The organism is Streptomyces sp. NPDC088745, from assembly GCF_044751045.1.
Taxonomy (GTDB): Bacteria; Actinomycetota; Actinomycetes; order Streptomycetales; family Streptomycetaceae; genus Streptomyces; species Streptomyces cremeus.
In genome coordinates this window covers 463,450-483,006 of the sequence record NZ_JBIVLB010000004.1, presented here as the reverse complement: position 1 = coordinate 483,006, position 19,557 = coordinate 463,450, and the positions used below count along the sequence as shown (strand labels likewise).

The 19,557-nt window shown below is 73.2% G+C and carries 12 protein-coding genes; 4 read left to right on the top strand and 8 right to left on the bottom strand.

Annotated features, from left to right (window positions below):
* Positions 1 to 282: 282 nt before the first annotated feature.
* A complete protein-coding gene (locus ACIP93_RS14935) occupies positions 283 to 903 on the bottom strand; it encodes a DUF6328 family protein (protein WP_401758716.1) in 621 nt (206 codons plus the stop codon).
* A gap of 290 nt (positions 904 to 1,193) precedes the next feature.
* Here ACIP93_RS14935 and ACIP93_RS14930 point away from each other — a divergent pair, with 290 nt between their 5' ends.
* The 3 genes from ACIP93_RS14930 to ACIP93_RS14920 are packed head-to-tail and all read left to right on the top strand — an operon-like array spanning position 1,194 to position 9,749.
* A complete protein-coding gene (locus ACIP93_RS14930) occupies positions 1,194 to 5,627 on the top strand; it encodes a HAMP domain-containing protein (RefSeq protein ID WP_401758713.1) in 4,434 nt (1,477 codons plus the stop codon).
* The gene (locus tag ACIP93_RS14925; RefSeq protein ID WP_401758710.1) at positions 5,624 to 8,485 is read left to right on the top strand and encodes a SpoIIE family protein phosphatase; all 2,862 of its coding nucleotides are present in this window, start codon (positions 5,624 to 5,626) and stop codon (positions 8,483 to 8,485) included. Before ACIP93_RS14930 ends, ACIP93_RS14925 begins: the two co-directional genes overlap by 4 nt.
* Positions 8,486 to 8,543: 58 nt before the next feature.
* Positions 8,544 to 9,749: a phosphatidylserine/phosphatidylglycerophosphate/cardiolipin synthase family protein gene (locus ACIP93_RS14920; RefSeq protein ID WP_401758707.1), complete on the top strand. Its 1,206-nt coding sequence runs from the start codon at positions 8,544 to 8,546 to the stop codon at positions 9,747 to 9,749.
* Here the strand turns inward: ACIP93_RS14920 and ACIP93_RS14915 are convergent.
* From ACIP93_RS14915 to ACIP93_RS14885, 7 genes are all read right to left on the bottom strand, one after another.
* Positions 9,724 to 10,770 carry a YihY/virulence factor BrkB family protein gene (locus ACIP93_RS14915; RefSeq protein ID WP_401758704.1) on the bottom strand — a complete coding sequence of 349 codons (1,047 nt, stop codon included), beginning with the start codon at positions 10,768 to 10,770 and terminating at the stop codon, positions 9,724 to 9,726. The genes ACIP93_RS14920 and ACIP93_RS14915 overlap by 26 nt on opposite strands.
* A gap of 30 nt (positions 10,771 to 10,800) precedes the next feature.
* Entirely contained in the window at positions 10,801 to 12,177 is a 1,377-nt protein-coding gene (locus tag ACIP93_RS14910; protein WP_401758701.1) for a glycoside hydrolase family 6 protein, read from the bottom strand.
* Between the two features lie 322 nt (positions 12,178 to 12,499).
* Entirely contained in the window at positions 12,500 to 13,654 is a 1,155-nt protein-coding gene (locus ACIP93_RS14905; RefSeq protein ID WP_401758698.1) for an XdhC family protein, read from the bottom strand.
* Positions 13,655 to 13,742: 88 nt separating this feature from the next.
* On the bottom strand, positions 13,743 to 15,200 hold the full coding sequence (locus ACIP93_RS14900) for an NCS2 family permease (RefSeq protein WP_345217880.1): 1,458 nt from the start codon (positions 15,198 to 15,200) through the stop codon (positions 13,743 to 13,745).
* A 265-nt stretch (positions 15,201 to 15,465) separates the two neighbouring features.
* Positions 15,466 to 15,834: a hypothetical protein gene (locus tag ACIP93_RS14895; protein WP_401758695.1), complete on the bottom strand. Its 369-nt coding sequence runs from the start codon at positions 15,832 to 15,834 to the stop codon at positions 15,466 to 15,468.
* A 4-nt stretch (positions 15,835 to 15,838) separates the two neighbouring features.
* Entirely contained in the window at positions 15,839 to 16,456 is a 618-nt protein-coding gene (locus ACIP93_RS14890; RefSeq protein ID WP_345217878.1) for a (2Fe-2S)-binding protein, read from the bottom strand.
* A gap of 2 nt (positions 16,457 to 16,458) precedes the next feature.
* Positions 16,459 to 17,352 (bottom strand): FAD binding domain-containing protein, encoded by an 894-nt coding sequence (locus ACIP93_RS14885; RefSeq protein WP_380836595.1) that lies wholly within the window; start codon positions 17,350 to 17,352, stop codon positions 16,459 to 16,461.
* A gap of 339 nt (positions 17,353 to 17,691) precedes the next feature.
* Between ACIP93_RS14885 and ACIP93_RS14880 the strand changes: the two genes are divergently transcribed.
* On the top strand, positions 17,692 to 19,413 hold the full coding sequence (locus ACIP93_RS14880; protein WP_401758690.1) for a PucR family transcriptional regulator: 1,722 nt from the start codon (positions 17,692 to 17,694) through the stop codon (positions 19,411 to 19,413).
* The last annotated feature ends 144 nt before the right edge of the window (positions 19,414 to 19,557 follow it).

The window sequence follows — 19,557 nt, the reverse complement described above, 5'->3', positions numbered from 1 at the left end:
CCGCACCGCCTCCGGGGGCCGAAGGTCCCGCATCGGACGCCGTTGGGCCCGCTCGCCCTTCCGCGTCCGCTTCTCGTACGAGATCCGGGGTGCGGCCCGGTGCCGGGCGGGCGGGAGCGGGGTCGGGCCCGGGTGCGGGTGCCGCTCGCCCTCCGACCGGTCCGGACCGCTGGGTCAACCCCGTGCCGCCGCGCCGTGGGTCATCCGACAGAGTGAACTTCCGGAGTGCGGCGGGGGCTTCCGGGCCCGCCCCCCGTCCGGGCGCACGCCGTGGGGTCCGCTTCAGTCCGTGTGCTTCCAGCGTGCCCAGAACGGCAGCACGAACCAGCACAGCAGGTACCAGGCGAACACCCCTGCGACGAGCCACGGCGCGAACGAGTCGTGCGTGACCACCCGCATCACCAGCAGCAGCGCCGAGCACAGGGTGGCCAGCAGCAGGACCAGGCCGAGGAAGGTGAGCCGGGACGCCCAGGTGACGGCCTTGTGCTTGATCCGGCGGCCCGAGACGATCCGGTGGAAGGAGACCGGGCCGATGAGTGCGCCGGTGGCGGTCGAGCCGAGGATCACCGTGAGGATGTAGATGTTCTTGTCGGTCTCGGAGATGTCCTGGAAGATCGGCGTGAACACCACCGTGAGCAGGAAGCCGAAGAGGATCTGCACCCCGGTCTGGGCCACCCGGATCTCCTGGACCAGCTCCGACCACTGCCGGTCGGCGCGCTCGTCCTCGCTCTCGGAGCGGCCCCGCGGGCGGGCGTCCCGCTCGTCCTGGTCCCCGGAGCGGCCAGGCGGGCGCTCAGCCCGCTCGGCCCCGTCCTCGGAGCGGCCCCGGGAACCCCCGGCCCGCTCCTCGTCGGAGGCGCCCCTGGGGCGGTCCTCCCGCTGTCCGGTCTCCGCCTCTGGCATGTCCCGACCCTCCTCGCGCCTGACCCGCTGCCGCGCACCGTGCCCGCCCGTATCGAGCATGCAATCGAACGCATACCCTTTCGAGCGGCAGCTATGAGCTCACGCGCGCCCTCGCTCGCCGTCCGACCCGTGTGGGCGCGGAATGACGAGCAGGGGAACGGCAAAAATTGTCGTATGGCAACTGTGGCACCATGACCCACGGAACGCCCGTTCGGAAGTGAGCTGGTCGTACTGGTGCCGCCCCCTGCGCGGGCTGGTACAGAGCACGTCACAAAGGGGTGGGTCAGACCATGGGAACAACGGGTTCCGAAACGGGCGGACGTCCCGACGCCGCCGCGACGGCGGACGGGGTGGACGCCGCGTCGCAGCTCGCGGGCGCGCAAGCGCCCCCGTCGGGCACGGCCGACGGCGCCGCGGACGCGACGAGCGGCACAGCGCCCGACGCGGTCGGAGCGACGCCCGACATGGCCGGAGCGACGTCCGGCGCGGTCGACACGGCGTCCGGTGCCACGCGTACGACGTCCCGCGCCGGCAGCGCGGGCCCCGCCGCGTCCGGCGTCGGTGACTCCTCCCTCACGGGCGTCTCCCCGGCCCCCCGTGCGCCCCGCGCCAAGACCACGCGCAGCCGTACCGGCACGGGAACCGAGCCCGGCACCGCCTCCGCCAAGCCCCGGGCCGCCCGCCGCACCCCCGCGAAGGCGAAGACGGCCGGGGTCACCACCGTCCCCGTGCCGGTCCTCCCCAACGGGCACTCCCCGCACTCCGACGGCTCCGTCGGCGAGCCCGAGCTGCGCCAGTTGCTGGCCGGGCTGACCGCCGTGCGCGACGGAGACTTCGGCACCCGGCTACCCGACGACCGCGACGGCCTCCTGGGCGAGATCGCGCAGGTCTTCAACGGCATGGTCGACCAGCTCTCGCTCTTCACCTCCGAGGTGACCCGCGTCGCCCGCGAGGTCGGCACCGACGGCCGGCTCGGCGGCCAGGCCGAGGTGCCGGGCGTGGACGGCACCTGGAAGGACCTCACCGACTCCGTCAACGCGATGGCGGGCAACCTCACCACCCAGGTGCGGGACATCGCCCAGGTCGCCACCGCCGTGGCCAAGGGCGACCTGACCCGCAAGATCGACGTGGACGCGCAGGGCGAGATCCACGAGCTCAAGAACACCATCAACACCATGGTCGACCAGCTCTCCTCCTTCGCCGACGAGGTCACCCGCGTCGCCCGCGAGGTCGGCACCGAGGGGCGGCTCGGCGGCCAGGCCGACGTGCAGGGCGTCTCGGGCACCTGGAAGGACCTCACCGAGTCCGTCAACGTCATGGCGAACAACCTGACCTCCCAGGTGCGCAACATCGCCCAGGTCACCACCGCCGTGGCCAAGGGCGACCTCTCGCAGAAGATCCGGGTCGACGCCCGTGGCGAGATCCTGGAGCTGAAGGAGACCATCAACACGATGGTCGACCAGCTCTCGGCCTTCGCCGACGAGGTCACCCGCGTCGCCCGCGAGGTCGGCACCGAGGGCAACCTGGGCGGCCAGGCGACCGTGCGCGGCGTCTCCGGCACCTGGAAGGACCTCACCGACAACGTCAACGTGATGGCGTCCAACCTGACCGGCCAGGTGCGCTCGATCGCGCAGGTCGCGACCGCCGTGGCCAAGGGCGACCTCTCGCAGAAGATCAACGTCGAGGCGAAGGGCGAGGTCGCCGCGCTCGCGGGTGTGATCAACACCATGGTCACGACCCTGTCGGCCTTCGCCGACGAGGTCACCCGCGTCGCCCGCGAGGTCGGCACCGAGGGCATCCTCGGCGGCCAGGCCCACGTGCCGCACGTGGCGGGCACCTGGAAGGACCTCACCGACAACGTCAACTCGATGGCGAACAACCTCACCGGGCAGGTCCGCAACATCGCCCAGGTGACCACCGCCGTCGCCCAGGGCGACCTCACCCGCAAGATCGACGTGGACGCCCGGGGCGAGATCCTGGAGCTCAAGACCACCATCAACACCATGGTCGACCAGCTCTCCTCCTTCGCCGCCGAGGTCACCCGGGTGGCCCGCGAGGTGGGCTCCGAGGGCCGCCTCGGCGGCCAGGCCGAGGTGGAGGGCGTCTCCGGGACGTGGAAGCGCCTCACCGAGAACGTCAACGAGCTGGCCGGGAACCTCACCCGGCAGGTGCGCGCCATCGCCGAGGTCACCAGCGCCGTCGCCGAGGGCGACCTGACCCGCTCCATCACGGTGGACGCGTCCGGCGAGGTGTCCGAGCTCAAGGACAACATCAACTCGATGGTGGAGTCCCTGCGCGAGACCACCCGCGCCAACCAGGAGCAGGACTGGCTCAAGACCAACCTGGCCCGGATCTCCGGCCTGATGCAGGGGCAGCGCGACCTGACCGTCGTCGCCGAGCTGATCATGGACGAGCTGACGCCGCTGGTCGGCGCGCAGTACGGCGCCTTCTACCTGGCGCACGACACCGGCCGCCATCCCGAGCTCGAACTCATCGGCTGGTACGGGCACTTCATGAGCTCCCAGGACCGTCCGGTCCGCTTCGAGCTGGGCCAGTCGCTGGTCGGGCAGGTGGCCCGCAGCCGCCGCACGATCGCCGTGGACGAGCTGCCGTCGGGGTACGTCACCGTGTCGTCCGGCCTCGGGTCGGCGGACGCGCGCAGCCTGCTGGTGCTGCCGATCGCCGTCGAGGGCCAGGTGCTCGGGGTGATCGAGCTGGCCTCGGTGGGCGGGTTCACTCCCGTGCACCGGGACTTCCTGGAGCAGTTGATGGAGACGGTCGGCGTCAACGTCAACACGATCGTCGCCAACGCCCGCACCGACGAGCTGCTCGGCGAGTCGCAGCGACTGGCGGCCGAGTTGCAGTCGCGTTCGGAGGAACTCCAGTCGCAGCAGGAGGAGTTGCAGCACTCCAACGCCGAACTGGAGGAGAAAGCGGCTCTCCTGGCGTCCCAGAACCGGGACATCGAGGCCAAGAACCTGGAGATCGAGCAGGCGCGGCAGGAGCTGGAGGACCGCGCGCAGCAGCTCTCCATCGCCTCGAAGTACAAGTCGGAGTTCCTGGCGAACATGAGCCACGAGCTGCGCACCCCGCTCAACTCCCTCTTGATCCTGGCCCAGTTGCTCGCCCAGAACCCGACCCGCAACCTCTCGGCCAAGCAGGTCGAGTACGCGGGCGTCATCCACTCGGCGGGCTCCGACCTGCTCCAGTTGATCAACGACATCCTCGACCTGTCGAAGGTCGAGGCGGGCAAGATGGACGTCAACCCGGAGCCGGTCGGGCTGCGCAAGCTGCTCGACTACGTGGAGGCCACCTTCCGGCCGATGACCGCGCAGAAGGGCCTGGACTTCCGGATCAGCGTCGCGCCGGGCGCCCCGGCCGAGCTGGTCACGGACGACTCCCGGCTGCGTCAGGTGCTGCGCAACCTGCTGTCCAACGCGGTGAAGTTCACCGAGGCGGGCGCGGTGGAGCTGCGCATCGACCCGGCGGTCGGCGCGGATCTGCCGCCGCTGGTGCGTCCGCACGGCCCGGCGGTCGCGTTCCGCGTGATGGACACCGGCATCGGCATCGCCGAGCAGCAGCTCGAAGCGATCTTCGGGGCGTTCCAGCAGGCGGACGGCACGACGAGCCGCAAGTACGGCGGCACGGGCCTGGGCCTGTCCATCAGCCGCGAGATGGCGCACCTGCTCGGCGGCGCGATCCAGGTCAGCAGCGCGCCCGGCGAGGGCTCGACCTTCACCCTGTACATCCCCGTCGCCCGCTTCGAGTCGCCCAGCGCGTACGCCGACCCGGCGGACAAGGAGCGGGAGACCGCGTCGCCGGGCGTGCCCTCCCCCGCCGTGCCCGCCCAGCAGCGCAGGCTGCTGGTGATAGAGGACCGGCCGCGCGGGCTGCTGTCGCTGGTCGCGGAGAGCGCGGTCTCGGAGCTGGGCGACGGGTCGCTGCCCGACGCACGGGGTCCGGTGCACGTGCGTACCGCGGTCGGCCCGGAGGAGGCGGCGGCCGCCCTGGCCTCCGACCCGTGCCACTGCGTCGTCATCGGCCTGGACATGCCCGACGGCTCCGCGATGCGGCTGCTGGCCGCGCTGGACGGCGATCCGGCGCTGCGCCAGGTCCCCGTGCTCGCGCACCACACCCGGCCGCTGGAGGCGTCGCACGAGCGCCAGATCCTGGAGTGGTCGCGTTCCAAGCCGCTCGAACTCCTGCCCAGCCTCGACGAGTTGCGGGAGCGCATCGCCCTGCACCTGACGGCGGAGCGCCCCGCGGACGTGCTGCCGCTGGTGCGTCCCGCGGTCCTGCCCGCCGAGGTGCCGCGTCAGGCGGAGCCGGCGCCGGACGGCGGCCTGGATCTGTCCGGCCGGGTCGTGCTGGTGGTCGACGACGACGCCCGCAACGTGTACGCGCTGACCGGCATCCTCGAACTGCACGGCATGCGCGTCCTGCACGCCGACAACGGCCGCAAGGGTCTTGAGGTGCTCGCCCTGCACGGCGGGGTGGAGCTCATCCTGATGGACGTGATGATGCCGGAGATGGACGGGTACGCGGCGACCGCGGCGATCCGGGCCATGCCGGAGCACGCGGACCTGCCGATCATCGCGGTGACCGCGAAGGCCATGGAGGGCGACCGGGACAAGTGCCTGGCGGCGGGCGCGAGCGACTACATCACGAAGCCGGTGGACGCCGGCGACCTGGTGTCCCGCATGCGCACGTGGCTCGCCCGATGAGCGGGGAACAGCCCGCGTGCGGCCAGGACGCGGCGCTCCCGGCGGACGCCGCGCACACCCCCGGCGCGCCGGACGGGGCCCCCGCCCCGGCGGACGGGGAGGACGGGCACCCGACGACGGAGCCCGGTCCGGCCGGTCCGGTCCCGGCGGCGGACGCCGCCGCCGGGGCCCCCCGCCTCCCCGCGGAGCCTCGGTCCGGCGAGGAGAGCGGGCACTCGGGGGCGGCCGGAGCAGGCACGCCCCCCGACGGCCCGGCCGGGGCGGCGGTTCCCGGAACGCCTCCCGGCTCCGGGGCGGCCCCGGGCACGCCCCTCGGCCGCCCGGCCGCCGTCGGCGACCCCGCCGACCTGCCCGGGGCGGGTTTCCTCGCCAGTCATCCGCCCTACGGCCTGGACCTCGTCCCCGGCGCCGGCTTCCTCGCCGGTGTCGCGGCGCACGGGGCACGACCGGAGTCCGGGTTCCCTCCCGTCGGGGAGCCCTTCGACGGCGCAGGTGACCCCGCCCCCTTCCCGTCGGCCCGTGGCGCGCATCCCCCGCCCCGGCCGCTGGACGCCCTCGCGTCCACCATCGAGCAGTTGCGGCGGGACCTGACGCTCGCTCAGGAGTCGGCCGACGCACGGGCGTTGATCGGCATCGCCACCGGCATCCTGGTCGAGCGCGGACAGGGGGGCCCGGCGGAGTCCGCCCTGCACCTGGAGCACCTCGCCGAGTCCGCCCGCGTGCCCCTGCTGGAGCTCGCCGCCGACATCGTGAACGGGGCCGCCGGGGACCACGTGGCGGACGCGCTCCCGGCGTCCGCGTACCCGTCACCGTCCGCCCGGGACACCGGCGCCAAGCCCGGCACGGTGCTGCGGCTGCGGGCCGCCGAGACCGGGTCGATGACCGGCGACGCGCAGACCGCCGTGCAGTCCCTGTTCGAGCAGGCGCTCGCGCCGCTGGGGGCGAGCGCGCTGGCGCTGTGGGCCGCCGGGCGGGACGGCGCGCTGATACTGGCCGGACACGCGGGCTTCTCGCGCGGCGAGGCCGAGCGCTGGCGATACGTTCCCCCGGGCGTGGGGACCTGGTCGCAGCAGGTGCTCACCGAGCGCCGTCCGCGCTGGTACGGAACGCTGCCCGCCGGTGTCCCCGGCATCGGCCTGCGGCACGGCACCGACGGCGCGCGCAGCATCCTGCCCGCCGAGGTGGGCGGCCGCATCCTGGGCGTACTGGAGGTGTGCTGGCCGCAGCCGCAGCCGCCGCTGACGTCCGCGGCCACCCGGCAGCTCGACGCGCTGGCCGACCTGTGCGCGCACACCCTGCCGGGCACCGACGTGTCGGCCGTCTCGGCCGGATTCCCGCCGGACGAGCAGGCGGGCCCGCTCGCCGACCTCGCCGACGGCCTCCTGGACCCGGCGCTCGTGCTGCTGCCGCTGCTGGACGACCGCAACGAGGTGGTCGACTTCCACATCGCGTACGCCAACGAGCGCTTCGCCGACCTCGCGGGCCGCTCCCGGGCCGTACTGACGGGGATGCGCTGGCTGGAGGCGTATCCGCTGAGCGCCCATCAGGGCGGCCTGTACGAGCACCTGTTGCGGGTGCACGCGACGGGCGAGCCGTTCCGGGCCGGGCGGATGACGCTCAACTCCCAGGTGGACGAGGTCCCGTTGGTGTCGGTGGCCTCGGTGGGCGTCGGCCGGTACGGGGACAGCGTGCTGCTGAGCTGGCGGCTGGAGGACGAGGCCTCCCGGCTCGCCTCCCTGCTCCAGCACGCCCAACGCCTGGGCCGCATCGGCGGGTTCGAGGAGAACGCCGTCACCGGTGACATCCTGTGGAACGGCCAGCTCTTCACCCTGTTCGGGCTGCCGCCCACCTCCTCGCCCGTGCCGCTGGAGCGGCTGCACCACCACGCGCACGACGACGACTCGGTGGCCATCGGCCGCTTCCTGCGCACCCTGCTGCACCACCGCCACTCGGCGTCGACGGCCTTCCGGCTGCGCCGTGCCGACGGGGTGATGCGGCACATCCGTATCGTCGCGGAACCCGTCACCGACCCGGCGGGCAACATCCTTTCCATCCGGGGCGCCTACCAGGACGTCTCCTCGCAGCACTGGACCGAGGTGGCGCTCGCCGCGACCCGGGACCGGCTCGCGGACTCCGAGGAGCAGTCGGCGGCCCGCAACAAGCTGGCCCTCCAGCTCCAGCAGGCGATCATGCCGCCGACCCGTGACGCGGTGGAGACCTCGGGGCTGCTGGTGGCGGTGCGCTACCGGCCCGCCGAGGAGGAGCACCTGGTCGGCGGCGACTGGTACGACGCGGTGGCGCTGCCGAACGGCAAGGTCCTGCTGGCCGTGGGCGACATCGCGGGCCACGGCATCGACGCCGCGACCGGCATGGTCGTCCTGCGCAACGCGCTGCGCGGCCTCGCCGCGACCGGTTCGGGCCCGGCCCAGTTGCTGGGCTGGCTGAACTCGGTGGCCCACCACCTCACCGAGCAGGTCACCGCCACCGCGATCTGCGGCGTGTACGACCCGGAGACCCGGCTGCTGCGCTGGGCGCGGGCCGGCCACCCGCCGCCGGTGCTGGTGCGCGACGGGGCGGCGGCGGCGCTGCCGATGCCGCCGGGCATACTGCTCGGTGCGGTGGGCGAGGCTCCGTACTCGGAGAACGAACTCGTGCTGGAGCCGGGCGACCGGCTGCTGATGTACACGGACGGGCTCATCGAGCGGCGCGACCGCACGGTCCAGGAGTCCCTGGAGCAGTTGCTCGCGCTGGCGGGCACCGCCCCGCCGGAGCTGGAGAAGCACCTGGACCGGCTGCTGACCCACAGCCGCTCGGACACCGACGACGACACCTGCCTGATCGGCATCGAGGTCCGCTGAGCCCCCCGTCCGCCGCCTCCGCCCCCTTTCGTCTTCCCCCCTCAGGAGCACGCTTGTCATGACCGCTGAGCTGATACCCGCCCAGGCCACCGCCCCCGGCGACGACGACGCCGCCCGCAAGCAGCGCCTGCGCCGTCGCCTGGAGCGGCTGATCGGCATCGCGGCCACCGAGGGCAACCGCCTCACCGCGCTGCGCAACGGCGACGAGATCTTCCCGGCGATGCTCAAGGCCATCGAGGACGCCGAGCACACGATCGACATGATGACGTTCGTGTACTGGAAGGGCGACATCGCGCGGGACTTCGCGCTGGCGCTGTCCGCGCGGGCCCGGGCGGGCGTACGGGTGCGGCTGCTGCTCGACGGGTTCGGCAGCCGGCTCATCGACAAGGAGCTCCTGACGGAGATGGACGCGGCGGGCGTGCGCGTCGCGTGGTTCCGCAAGCCGCTGTGGCTCTCGCCGCTCAAGCAGAACCACCGCTGCCACCGCAAGGCGCTGGTCGTGGACGAGCAGGTCGCGTTCACCGGCGGGGTCGGCATCGCCGAGGAGTGGTGCGGCGACGCCCGCAACCCGAACGAGTGGCGCGACACCCACGTCGAGGTCCGCGGCCCGGCGGTCGACGGCATAGCGGCGGCCTTCGCGCAGAACTGGGCGGAGTGCGCCGACGAGCTCTTCGACGAGCACGACCGGTTCGTGGAGCACACCCGCCAGGGCGACGCGGTGGTGCAGGTGGTGCGCGGCTCGGCCAGCTTCGGCTGGCAGGACATGCAGACCCTGCTGCGGGTGGTGCTGGAGTCGGCGGAGGTACGGGTGCGGCTCGCGACGGCGTACTTCTCGCCCGACCCGTACTTCATCGAGCTGCTCTGCGCGACGGCCCGGCGCGGCGTCGAGGTGGAGATCCTGGTGCCGGGCCCGTACACCGACAAGCGGGTCTGCCAGCTCGCGGGCGAGCAGCACTACGAGGAGCTGACGGCCTGCGGTGTGAAGATCTGGCACTTCCAGCCGACGATGATGCACGCGAAGGTCATCACGGTCGACGGGGTGGCCGCGCTGACCGGTTCGACGAACTTCAACCGCCGCTCGCTGGACCACGACGAGGAGGTCATGCTCGCGGTCCTGGACGAGGACTTCACGGCGCTGCTCGACGAGCACTTCGACGAGGACGTGACGCGCAGCGAGCGGATCGTGGGCTCCCGGTGGCGGCGACGGGGTGCGGTGCAGCGCCTGCGGGAGGCGTCGGTCACGCCGATCCGGCGCTACCTGTAGGGCCGGTCCCGGTGGGCTGTGCGGTCCCCGGGTCGGTGGGGTGCGGCGAGTCCCCCTCGCCGCCCTGCCCCGGGTCGGGGCGCACCGGGTCGGTGATCCCGGCGCGGGCGGCCTCCAACTGGGCGGCGAAGGCGATGCCGAGGAAGAGGGCGACGCCGGTGAGGTTGGCCCACAGCAGGAGTGCCACGAAGGCCGTCAGCGGCCCGTACAGCGCCCCGAAGGACCCGCTCCTGGAGACGTAGAACGTCAGCAGCCAGGTCGCCCCGACCCACAGCACCAGATGCACCGCAGACCCGAACGCCAGCCAGGTGTAACCGGGTTGCCGCCTGCGCGGCGACCACCGCAGGATCACCGCCGACGCCACCCATGCCAGCAGCACGCCGACGGGGATGTCCATGGCGTGCCACCACCCCAGCCACGCCTCCGGCCACCCGAGCGCGCCCACCAGGGCGTCCCCGACGGCGTCCCCGGCGACCAGTGCCAGGAACCCCAGCACCAGCGGCATCCCGGCCGCCATGGCGAGCAGCAGGCTGCGCCCGTACTTCGGCGCGAAGGGGCGGTCCCGTTCGATCCCGTAGATCCGGTTGGCCCCGCGCTCTATCTGGGCCATCGCGGACGCGAGGTTGACCAGTGCGAAGACCAGCCCGGTCCACATGGCGACGGCCGTCCACACCCCGGAGCCGGCACTGCGCCGGGTCTCGCGGAAGGCGTCCGCGACGAGGTCGGCGCTGTCGCCCGGCACGATCCCGACGAGCGTGCGCTCGACGACCCGTCCGACGGCCTCGTTGTGCACGGTGGCGGCGGCCCCGACCACCGCGACGAGGAACGGCACGATGCCGAGCACGATCTGGTACCCCAGCGAGCGGGCGTTGCTGAACCCGTCGGCGTACCGGAACCGCGTGAAGGCGTCGAGCAGCAACTGACGGCCGCCGTAGTGGCGCAGGGCCGTCAGTGCTTCGTCGCCGGAGAGTTCCTCCCCGATCATGTCCCGGGTCTGCGGGACATGAACAGCGGTTCCCATCCGGCACACGCTACAGGGGCCCGGGCCCTCCTATCCGGCCGGGTCGGGCTCGCCCGGGGCCACTCCGGAGCCGTCCGCCTCCTCCTCGCCGTCCGCCGCCCGGCCGCCCGGCAGCAGCGGCGGGTCCGCCAGCCGTACGAGTTCCAGCGCCTGCTGGGCGAACCAGTCACCGGCCTTGGGATCGACGGTGCCGCGCTCGGGGTCCTGGGGTCCGGCCGTGCCGCGCAGGCACAGCCCGTCGGACTCGCCCGGCGTCTTGATCCACAGCTTGGCGTCGTGCAGGGGGTCGCCGGTGCGCGTGGTGGGCCGCACCCCGAGGCCGCGGCCCGGCGGGTTGCACCAGTCCTGCGGGTCGGTGTACTTGCCGGCGGGAGGCGTCCACGCGCCCTTGCCGTTGCGGCTGGTGTCCGTCACGAAGTGCTTCATCTGGGACGGCGGGGTGGTGACGTTCTTCTCCAGCCAGGCCTGCGCCGCCGCCTTGTCGCCCTTCTGCGAGGGGCAGGACGCCGCGTCGCCGCCCTTGTCGACGTAGGCGATGCAGGACGAGATCAGCTTGCCGTACCAGGAGTTGGCCTCGTCGGTCTGGTAGTTGGAGGCGTTGGTGTAGAAGCCGGTGGCGTTCTTGATCCCGCCCTTGATGAGCCGGGGAACGATGCCGGCGACGTCGTGCCAGCCCGCGTGGCCGGTGTCCAGGTAGACGCGGGTCTTGCGGAGGGCGGCCAGGCTGCGGACGGCGTAGTTGACCTCCTCGTACCGGGCGGCGGTCTTCTCCGCCTCCTCGCCCTTTCCGCATTCGGAGGGCAGCAGGGCGAGGGAGTCCGGCTCCAGGACGACGACGGCGTCGCGCTTGCCGATGCCCCGGGCGACCCCGTCGATCCAGGCCTTGTACTCGGCGGTGTTGCTCGCGCCGCCCGCGGAGTAGTTGGAGCAGTCCCGGCCGGGGATGTTGTAGAGCGCGAACACGGGCATCGACCCGTCGACGGCGGCGTCCCGGGTGACCGCCCGGGCGTCCTTCTCGACGGCCTCGGGCGTCTGGTCCCCGTACCAGACCGCGTGCGGGGTGCGCACCATGCGGATGATCCGGGCGGCGTCCCGCACGCCGGCGGCACTGCCGGGGAGCTTCAGCGCCTGCTTGTACGCGTCCGGGTTGGCCAGTGGGGTGTAGAGCCGGGGGCTCCCCGCCAGGGCGGGAGCGGGCGGCCCGGCGGCGGGCTCGGGGGCGCCGGAGGCCGGGGCCGAGGTGAGGGCCCAGATGACGCCGGCGGCGAGCGGGGGCAGCGCGGCGAGGGCGATCACGCGCTGCCGGGGGCGGCGTCGGCCGGGAGGGCTCGGGGTGGGCACGGGGTGGTCGCCGTACCGGGTGGTGCGATCGTGCGGCACGGGGCGGTCGTGCGGTTCGGGTCGCATGGGGCTCTCCGGGGTCGCAAGGGCGTGCGGGAGCGGTTCCCGCACGAGAGTTGCCCAGGGCCATGTGCGCGTCAAGAGTGAGGAGGGTTCTGGGGGTGCCGCCGGGCGACGTTCTGATGGTGCATCAGGAAGGAGAGGGGGGCGAGCCGGGGGGTGCCGGAAGGGTGACGGGGTGTCAGGGCGCGCCCCCGCGGCGGCCTGAGCGGTTCCGTGCGGGTGTGCCGTGGCCGGTCGCGCGGTTCCCCGCGCCCCTGGGGTGTTCTCCTCGGTCGGAGCGGGGGCTTCGGCCCGTCCGGGGTGGCCCCGGCGCCGGGGCGGGGGCCTATGCAGTCTCGGTGAGGCGCAGGGGGGCCGGGGTCCGGTGGATCGGGGTGTGGGCGCCCGTCAGGGAGACGCCCGTGCCGCCGCGCCGTGCGGCGACGATCTCCGCCGCGATCGACAGGGCCGTCTCCTCCGGGGTGCGGGCGCCCAGGTCGAGCCCGATCGGGGAGTGCAGCCGGGCCAGCTCCCGTTCCGTGAGGCCCACCGCGCGGAGGCGGTCGTCGCGGTCGAGATGGGTGCGGCGGGACCCCATCGCCCCCACGTAGGCGACCGGCAGCCGCAGCGCCAGCTCCAGCAGGGGCACGTCGAACTTCGCGTCGTGGGTCAGCACGCACAGGACCGTGCGCGCGTCGATGCCGCCCGCGTCCCGCGTCGCCGCCAGATAGCGGTGCGGCCAGTCGACGACCACCTCGTCCGCCTCCGGGAACCGCGCCCGGGTCGCGAAGACGGGCCGCGCGTCGCACACGGTCACGTGGTGGCCGAGGAACTTCCCCGCCTTCACCAGCGCCGCCGCGAAATCTATGGCCCCGAAGACGATCATCCGGGGCGCGGGCACGCTCGACTCCACCAGGAGCGTCACCGGCGCCCCGCAGCGGGAGCCGTCGGCGCCGGTCTCGACGGAGGCCGTGCGTCCCGCGTCCAGCAGCGCGCGGGCCTCCGCGACGGCGGTGCGGTCGAGTGCGCCAGGACCGCCGAGCCCGCCCTCGTACGTCCCGTCGGAACGCACCAGCAGCGCGCGGCCCAGCAGGTCCGCCGGCCCCCGCGCCACCCGGGCGAGGGCGGCCGTCGCGCCCCGGGCCGCGGCCCGGCAGGCCGCGGCGACGACGTCCCGCTGCGGCGAGTCGGCCCGTACCGGGGTGACCAGGACGTCGATGACGCCGCCGCAGGTCAGGCCCACGGCGAAGGCGTCCTCGTCGCTGTAGCCGAAACGCTCGACCAGGCAGGCCCCGTCGGCCAGGGCCTGCCTGCACAGTTCGTAGACCGAGCCTTCCACACACCCGCCGGAAACCGACCCGACGGCCTCGCCGTCACTGTCGACGGCGAGGGCCGCACCGGGCTGCCTGGGCGAGCTTCCGTTCGTGGCCACGACGCTCGCGACCGCGAACTCCCGTCCCTGCCGAATCCACCGGTCCAGCTCTTCGGCGATGTCCAGCACGGGCGGTCTCCTTCGGGGGTCCAGGGACGAGGAACGGGTGTGTGGAAGGCACGGAACCGTACTTCTTACCCGGCGTACCCGGTCTCGATCACCCGACGCCGAGCCACTTCTCGATCGGGTGCAGGGCGAAGTAGACGACGAAGATCGCCGACAGCGCCCACATGAAGGCGCCGATCTCGCGCGCCTTGCCCTGGGCGACCTTGATGACGGTCCAGGCGATGACGCCCGCGGCGACACCGGTGGTGATGGTGTACGTGAACGGCATCAGGACGACGGTGAGGAACACCGGGATGGCGGTGGCACGGTCGGCCCAGTCCACGTGGCGGGCGTTCTGCATCATCATCGCGCCGATCACGACCAGCGCGGCGGACGCCACCTCGGCCGGGACGATCGCGGTGAGCGGCGTGAAGAAGACGCAGGCGGCGAAGAAGAGGCCGGTGACGACCGCGGAGAGACCCGTGCGGGCACCCTCCCCGACGCCCGTCGCGGACTCCACGAACACGGTCTGGCCGGAGGCTCCGGTGACACCGCCGATGGCACCGCCGGCGCCGTCGACGAACAGGGCCTTGGACAGGCCCGGCATGCGGCCCTTGTCGTCGGCGAGCTTGGCCTCGGTGCCGACGCCGATGATGGTGGCCATCGCGTCGAAGAAGCCGGCCAGGACCAGGGTGAAGACGATCATGCCGACGGTCAGGACGCCGATGTCGCCCCAGCCGGTGAACTCGACCTTGCCGAAGAGCGAGAAGTCCGGCATCGAGACCACGCCGTCGAGCGCGGGCGGGCGGCCGTTGCTCCACCCCTTGGCCGGGGTCGGGGTGATCGCGTTGACGATGACGGCGACGACCGTGCCGACGACGATGCCGATCAGGATGGCGCCGGGGATGTTGCGGGCCTGGAGGGCGAAGATCAGCAGCAGGGTGACGGCGAAGATCAGGACGGGCCAGCCCGCCAGTTCACCGGCCGGGCCGAGGGAGAGCGGGGTCGCCTTGCCCGGGTGCACGAAACCGGCCTTGACCAGGCCGATCAGGGCGATGAAGAGGCCGATGCCCATGGTGATGCCGTGCTTGAGGGCGAGCGGGATGGCGTTCATGATCATCTCGCGGAGGCCCGTGACGACCAGGAGCATGATCACGACGCCGTACATGATGCACATCGCCATGGCCTGTCCCCAGGTCATGTTGGGGGCGACCTGCGAGGCGAGCACGCCGGAGACGCTGAGTCCGGCGGCCAGGGCCAGCGGCACCTTGCCGACGAAGCCCATCAGGAGGGTGGTGACGGCCGCCGCGAAGGCGGTCGCGGTGATGAGCGCGGCGTTGCCGAGCACACCGCCCTTCGCGTCCGGTCCGCTGAGGATGACCGGGTTGAGCAGGAGGATGTACGCCATCGCCATGAAGGTGGTGATGCCGCCGCGCACCTCCCGGGCGACGGTGGACTGGCGCTTGGTTATGTGGAAGTACCGGTCGAGCCAGGAGCGGCCGGCGGGCTGGCGCGTACCCGCGCCGGCGTCCTCCGCCGTCGTCTTCGGCTCAGTGGACTGCTGGGTCATGGTGCCTTGTCTCCCAAGGTTCAAAGGGGCATCCCAAACACCGCGCGCGGTATGGGAATTCGGGGACTGATACGAGGGCTGCACGACCGGAGGACGGTCCGAGGTGAGCACGTGGTGGTGAGCTGCGGTGCGACTGCCGCCTGAACAGCGGGCTTGGGGCCCCGGGCGGCGGGGCGGGTGGACGGGTGACGTCCGGTGGAGGCTGCGCCGCCCGGGGAGTTCGAGGGTGCCCTGACGGTGGGTCAGGGCCGGTCGGGTTCCGGGATCACGTCCCGGTCAGGTGTTCCGGGCGTGCTAAGACCCGGTTCGGCTCCAGCCCGGCGGCGGCGCGTATCGCCGCCGGCACGGCGGGAGCCGAGGACGGGGCGGGGGCCTCGCCGACGCCCTGTGCGCACGCGAGTGCGACGGCCTCGGCGAGGCCGGGTCCGGTGTCCGCCTCCCCCACCGCGCGGTGGGCGGCGAGGGGGTGCCGGACGTGCCCGTCGCCCCGCCCGGTGGGGCGGCGGACGGGTACGCGGACTCGCCGGTGGCCGCTCAGGGTGCCGTCGGGGCGCGGCGCGGATGCGCCGTCGCCGCCCTTCGTCCTGCTGGCGGCGCCCTGACGGATGTCGGTGGGTGAGCCGGTGACGCCCATGGTGCTAGACCGTTTCTTCTTGTGCTGTACGGCTTGTCTGGCGGGCGGCCGCGAGGCGGACCGCGTCGAGGATCTTCTCGTAGCCGGTGCAGCGGCAGAGGTTGCCCGAGAGGGCCTCCCGGATGTCCGCGTCCGACGGCGAGGGGGTGCGCTCCAGCAGCTCGTCGGCGGCGACCAGCAGACCGGGGGTGCAGAAGCCGCACTGGACGGCTCCGGCGTCGATGAAGGCCTGCTGGACGGGCGCCAGTCCGCCCTGTTCGCCGCCCTGCCCGTCCGCCGGGCGGGCCTGCCGGCGCCCGGCCGGGTCCAGCGGCGTACCGCAGGAGCCCTGCCGCGATCCGCACGCCTGCCCCGGATGCGCGTCCGACCGGTGCTGCGCGTAGTCGGCGAGGCCCTCGACGGTGACGACCTCGCGGCCCTCCGCCTGACCGGCGGCGACCAGGCAGGCACAGACCGGGACGCCGTCGAGCCGGACCGTGCAGGAACCGCATTCGCCCTGCTCGCAGGCGTTCTTCGAGCCGGGCAGGCCCATGCGCTCGCGCAGGACGTAGAGCAGGCTCTCGCCCTCCCAGACGTCGTCGGCCTGCTGCGGACGACCGTTGACCGTGAAGTTGACGCGCATGATCAGGCAGCTCCTTCCAGGCGGGCGGGGGCGGTGCCCCGGTACTGCTCCCAGGTCCAGCCGAGCGTGCGCCGGGCCATGATGCCGACCGCGTGACGGCGGTAGGCCGCGGTGCCGCGCACGTCGTCGATGGGGTCGCAGGCGCCGGAGGCCAGCTCCGCGAACCGCTTGGCGACGGACGGCGTGATGGTCCTTCCGCTCTCCCAGAAGCCGCCCTCGTCGAGCGCGGCGTTCAGGAAGTCCTCGGCGGCCCGGGCGCGGACCGGCGTCGGCGCGGCCGAGCCGATGCCCGTGCGCACCGTCCGGGTCTCGGGGTGCAGGGCGATGCCGAAGGCGCACACGGCGATGACCATGGCGTTGCGGGTGCCGACCTTGGAGAACTGCTGCGGTCCGTCCGCCTTGTGGATGTGCACGGCGCGGATCAGCTCGTCGGGCTCCAGGGCGTTGCGCTTGACGCCCGTGAAGAACTCCTCGACCGGAATCCTGCGGGTGCCCCGCACGGACTGCGCCTCGACCTCGGCCCCCGCGGACAGCAGGGCGGGGTGCGAGTCGCCGGCCGGGGAGGCGGCGCCGAGGTTGCCCCCCACGGAGCCGCGGTTGCGGATCTGCGGGGAGCCCACGGTGTGGGCGGCGAGTGCGAGGCCGGGAAGTTCGGCCCGCAGGTGTTCCATGATCTGGGTGTACGGAACGGAGGCACCGAGGTTCACACTGTCCTGGCCCACCTCCCACTCCCGCAGCTCACCGATGCGGCCCAGGTCCAGAAGGTGCTCGGGACGACGGCGGTCGAAGTTGATCTCGACCATGACATCGGTGCCACCCGCGACGGGGACAGCCGTGGGGTGCTCGGCCTTGGCGGCGAGAGCGTCCTCCCAGCTGGCGGGGCGAAGGAAGTCCATGAGTGGCTCTCTCTTCGTTTCGGGGGCGACTGTTCAGTTGCGTGATCGCGTGCTCAGTTGCTCACCGTCCGCAGGATCCGGACCATGGCGTTGGTGAAACATTCCAGCCATGTGCCGTTCATGCGGGGGTGGCCCAAGTACACAAGCCGTGGCAGGCCCGGTGCAGTCACCGAAACCATGAAGGAGTTGGCTGGTCGCCTGTCTCGTCTTGTAGATTCGAACGAATGACGGGGATCATCGGCCTCTCCGTTATTCACATTCGTTCCAAATAAACACAGCTCTCGACCTGCACACCTCACCCCCACCCCTCCCCGACACAGAAACGGCGGCGACACGACCATGCGGCTGCGCGCCCTGCTGGAAACCGATGCGCTCGGCCTGCGCCTCCTGGGCGGCGCGGACGAGCTCGACCGCACCGTGCGCGGTGTCATGACCACCGACCTGCGCGATCCGAGCCGGTACCTGTCCGGCGGCGAGCTGGTCCTGACGGGTCTCGCGTGGCGGCGCACCGCCGAGGACTCGGAACCTTTCGTCCGGATTCTGGCCGCCGCCGGCGTCGTGGGGCTGGCGGCGGGCGAGGCGGAGCTGGGCAGCGTTCCGCAGGACCTCGTGGAGGCGTGCGAGCGGCACCGGCTGCCGCTGTTTTCGGTCATGGAGTCGGTTGCCTTCGCCACGATCACCGAGCACGTGGTACGTCAGGTGTCCGGCGAGCGCGCCGGGGACCTGGCCGCGGTCGTGGACCGGCACCGCCGTCTGATGACCTCGGGCCCGGCGGGCGGCGGCCCGGAGGTGGTGCTGGACCTGCTCACCTCGGACCTGGACCTGCACGCCTGGGTGCTCTCCCCGGTCGGCCGGCAGGTCGCGGGCTCGGACACCCCGCTGCCCGCCGGGGTGGGCCCGGCGCTGGCCGCCGAGCACCTGGCGGCCAGCCGCACCGGCAGGCGCAGCCCGCACCGGGTGCTGGTGGGCGGCACCGCGTACTCGCTCTTCCCGATCCGTGCGGCGGACCGGGGGCCGGAGCGGCTCGCCGGGACGGCGGCCTCCCGGGACGTGCGGACGAGCGTGCTGTCGGACTGGCTGCTGGCGGTGGAGGCGGACGCCGGGGACTGGCCGGCCGCGCGGCTGGACCTGCTCCAGGGCGTCACCCAGCTCATCGCCGTCGAGCGCGACCGCCGCGACGCGGCCCGTACGGTGCGGCGCAGGCTCGCCCAGGAGGTGCTGGAGCTGGTGCAGGCGGGCGCGGCGCCCTCCGAGATCGCGGCGCGGCTGCGGGTGGCGGCCCCGGTGCTGCTGCCCGGGCTGGGGGCGGCCCCGCACTGGCAGGTCGTGGTGGCGCGGGTGGAGTGGGACGGCGGCTCGGTGGAGAGCGGTCCGGCGGCGCAGGCGCTGCTGGAGGAGGTCCTGGTGGATCCCACGGTTCCGGCCGACTCGATGGCGGCGGCCGCCGAGCCCGCCGACCGGATCGCGGTGGCGTACAGCGGCGAGGAGGCCATCGCGCTGGTTCCGCTGCCCGCCGTGGCGGCCGACCACCCGGACGGGGACGGCGCGGCCGAGGACCGCGGGCCGGGGCTGCACGCGGAGAGCCTGCTGGCCGCCGTGGAGCGGCCGCTGTCGGGCGGCCTCGCCGACGACGGGCGCCTGACCCTCGGCGTGAGCGCCCCGGTGCACTCGGCGGAGGGGCTGCGCGGGGCGCTGGAGGAGGCCCGGCACGCGCGCCGGGTGGCGGCGGCCAGGCCCGGGCGGGTCGCGGCGGCCGGGCACCACGAGCTGGCGTCGCACGTGCTGCTGCTGCCCTTCGTGCCGGACGACGTGCGCCGGGCGTTCACGGCGCGGCTCCTGGACCCGCTGCGCGACTACGACCAGCGCCACCGGGCGGAGCTGATCCCCACCCTGGAGGCGTTTCTCGACAGCGACGGCTCCTGGACGCGCTGCGCGACCCGGCTGCACCTGCACGTCAACACGCTGCGCTACCGGGTGGGCAGGATCGAGCAGTTGACGGGCCGCGACCTCTCCCGGCTGGAAGACAAACTGGACTTCTTCCTGGCCCTGCGCATGAGTTGACGGAAAGTCGCCGCCGCTCCACGGGGCGTTCACGCCCCGACTCCGGGCAGCCCTTTGTGAAAACAATCACCCGGCCCCTTGGCCCCACGTGTCATTTCATGCTGTGATGCGCGCACGACCGTCCGTCGAACGGCGGCACGACGG

Bases quoted from the DNA above. Each gene is read 5' to 3' on its own strand.
- ACIP93_RS14895 (WP_401758695.1), bottom strand. From the start codon at position 15,834: ATGGGCGTCACCGGCTCACCCACCGACATCCGTCAGGGCGCCGCCAGC.
- ACIP93_RS14900 (WP_345217880.1), bottom strand. From the start codon at position 15,200: ATGACCCAGCAGTCCACTGAGCCGAAGACGACGGCGGAGGACGCCGGC.
- ACIP93_RS14920 (WP_401758707.1), top strand. From the start codon at position 8,544: ATGACCGCTGAGCTGATACCCGCCCAGGCCACCGCCCCCGGCGACGAC.
- ACIP93_RS14890 (WP_345217878.1), bottom strand. From the start codon at position 16,456: ATGCGCGTCAACTTCACGGTCAACGGTCGTCCGCAGCAGGCCGACGAC.
- ACIP93_RS14930 (WP_401758713.1), top strand. From the start codon at position 1,194: ATGGGAACAACGGGTTCCGAAACGGGCGGACGTCCCGACGCCGCCGCG.
- ACIP93_RS14935 (WP_401758716.1), bottom strand. From the start codon at position 903: ATGCCAGAGGCGGAGACCGGACAGCGGGAGGACCGCCCCAGGGGCGCC.
- ACIP93_RS14915 (WP_401758704.1), bottom strand. From the start codon at position 10,770: ATGGGAACCGCTGTTCATGTCCCGCAGACCCGGGACATGATCGGGGAG.
- ACIP93_RS14925 (WP_401758710.1), top strand. From the start codon at position 5,624: ATGAGCGGGGAACAGCCCGCGTGCGGCCAGGACGCGGCGCTCCCGGCG.
- ACIP93_RS14910 (WP_401758701.1), bottom strand. From the start codon at position 12,177: ATGCGACCCGAACCGCACGACCGCCCCGTGCCGCACGATCGCACCACC.
- ACIP93_RS14880 (WP_401758690.1), top strand. From the start codon at position 17,692: ATGCGGCTGCGCGCCCTGCTGGAAACCGATGCGCTCGGCCTGCGCCTC.
- ACIP93_RS14885 (WP_380836595.1), bottom strand. From the start codon at position 17,352: ATGGACTTCCTTCGCCCCGCCAGCTGGGAGGACGCTCTCGCCGCCAAG.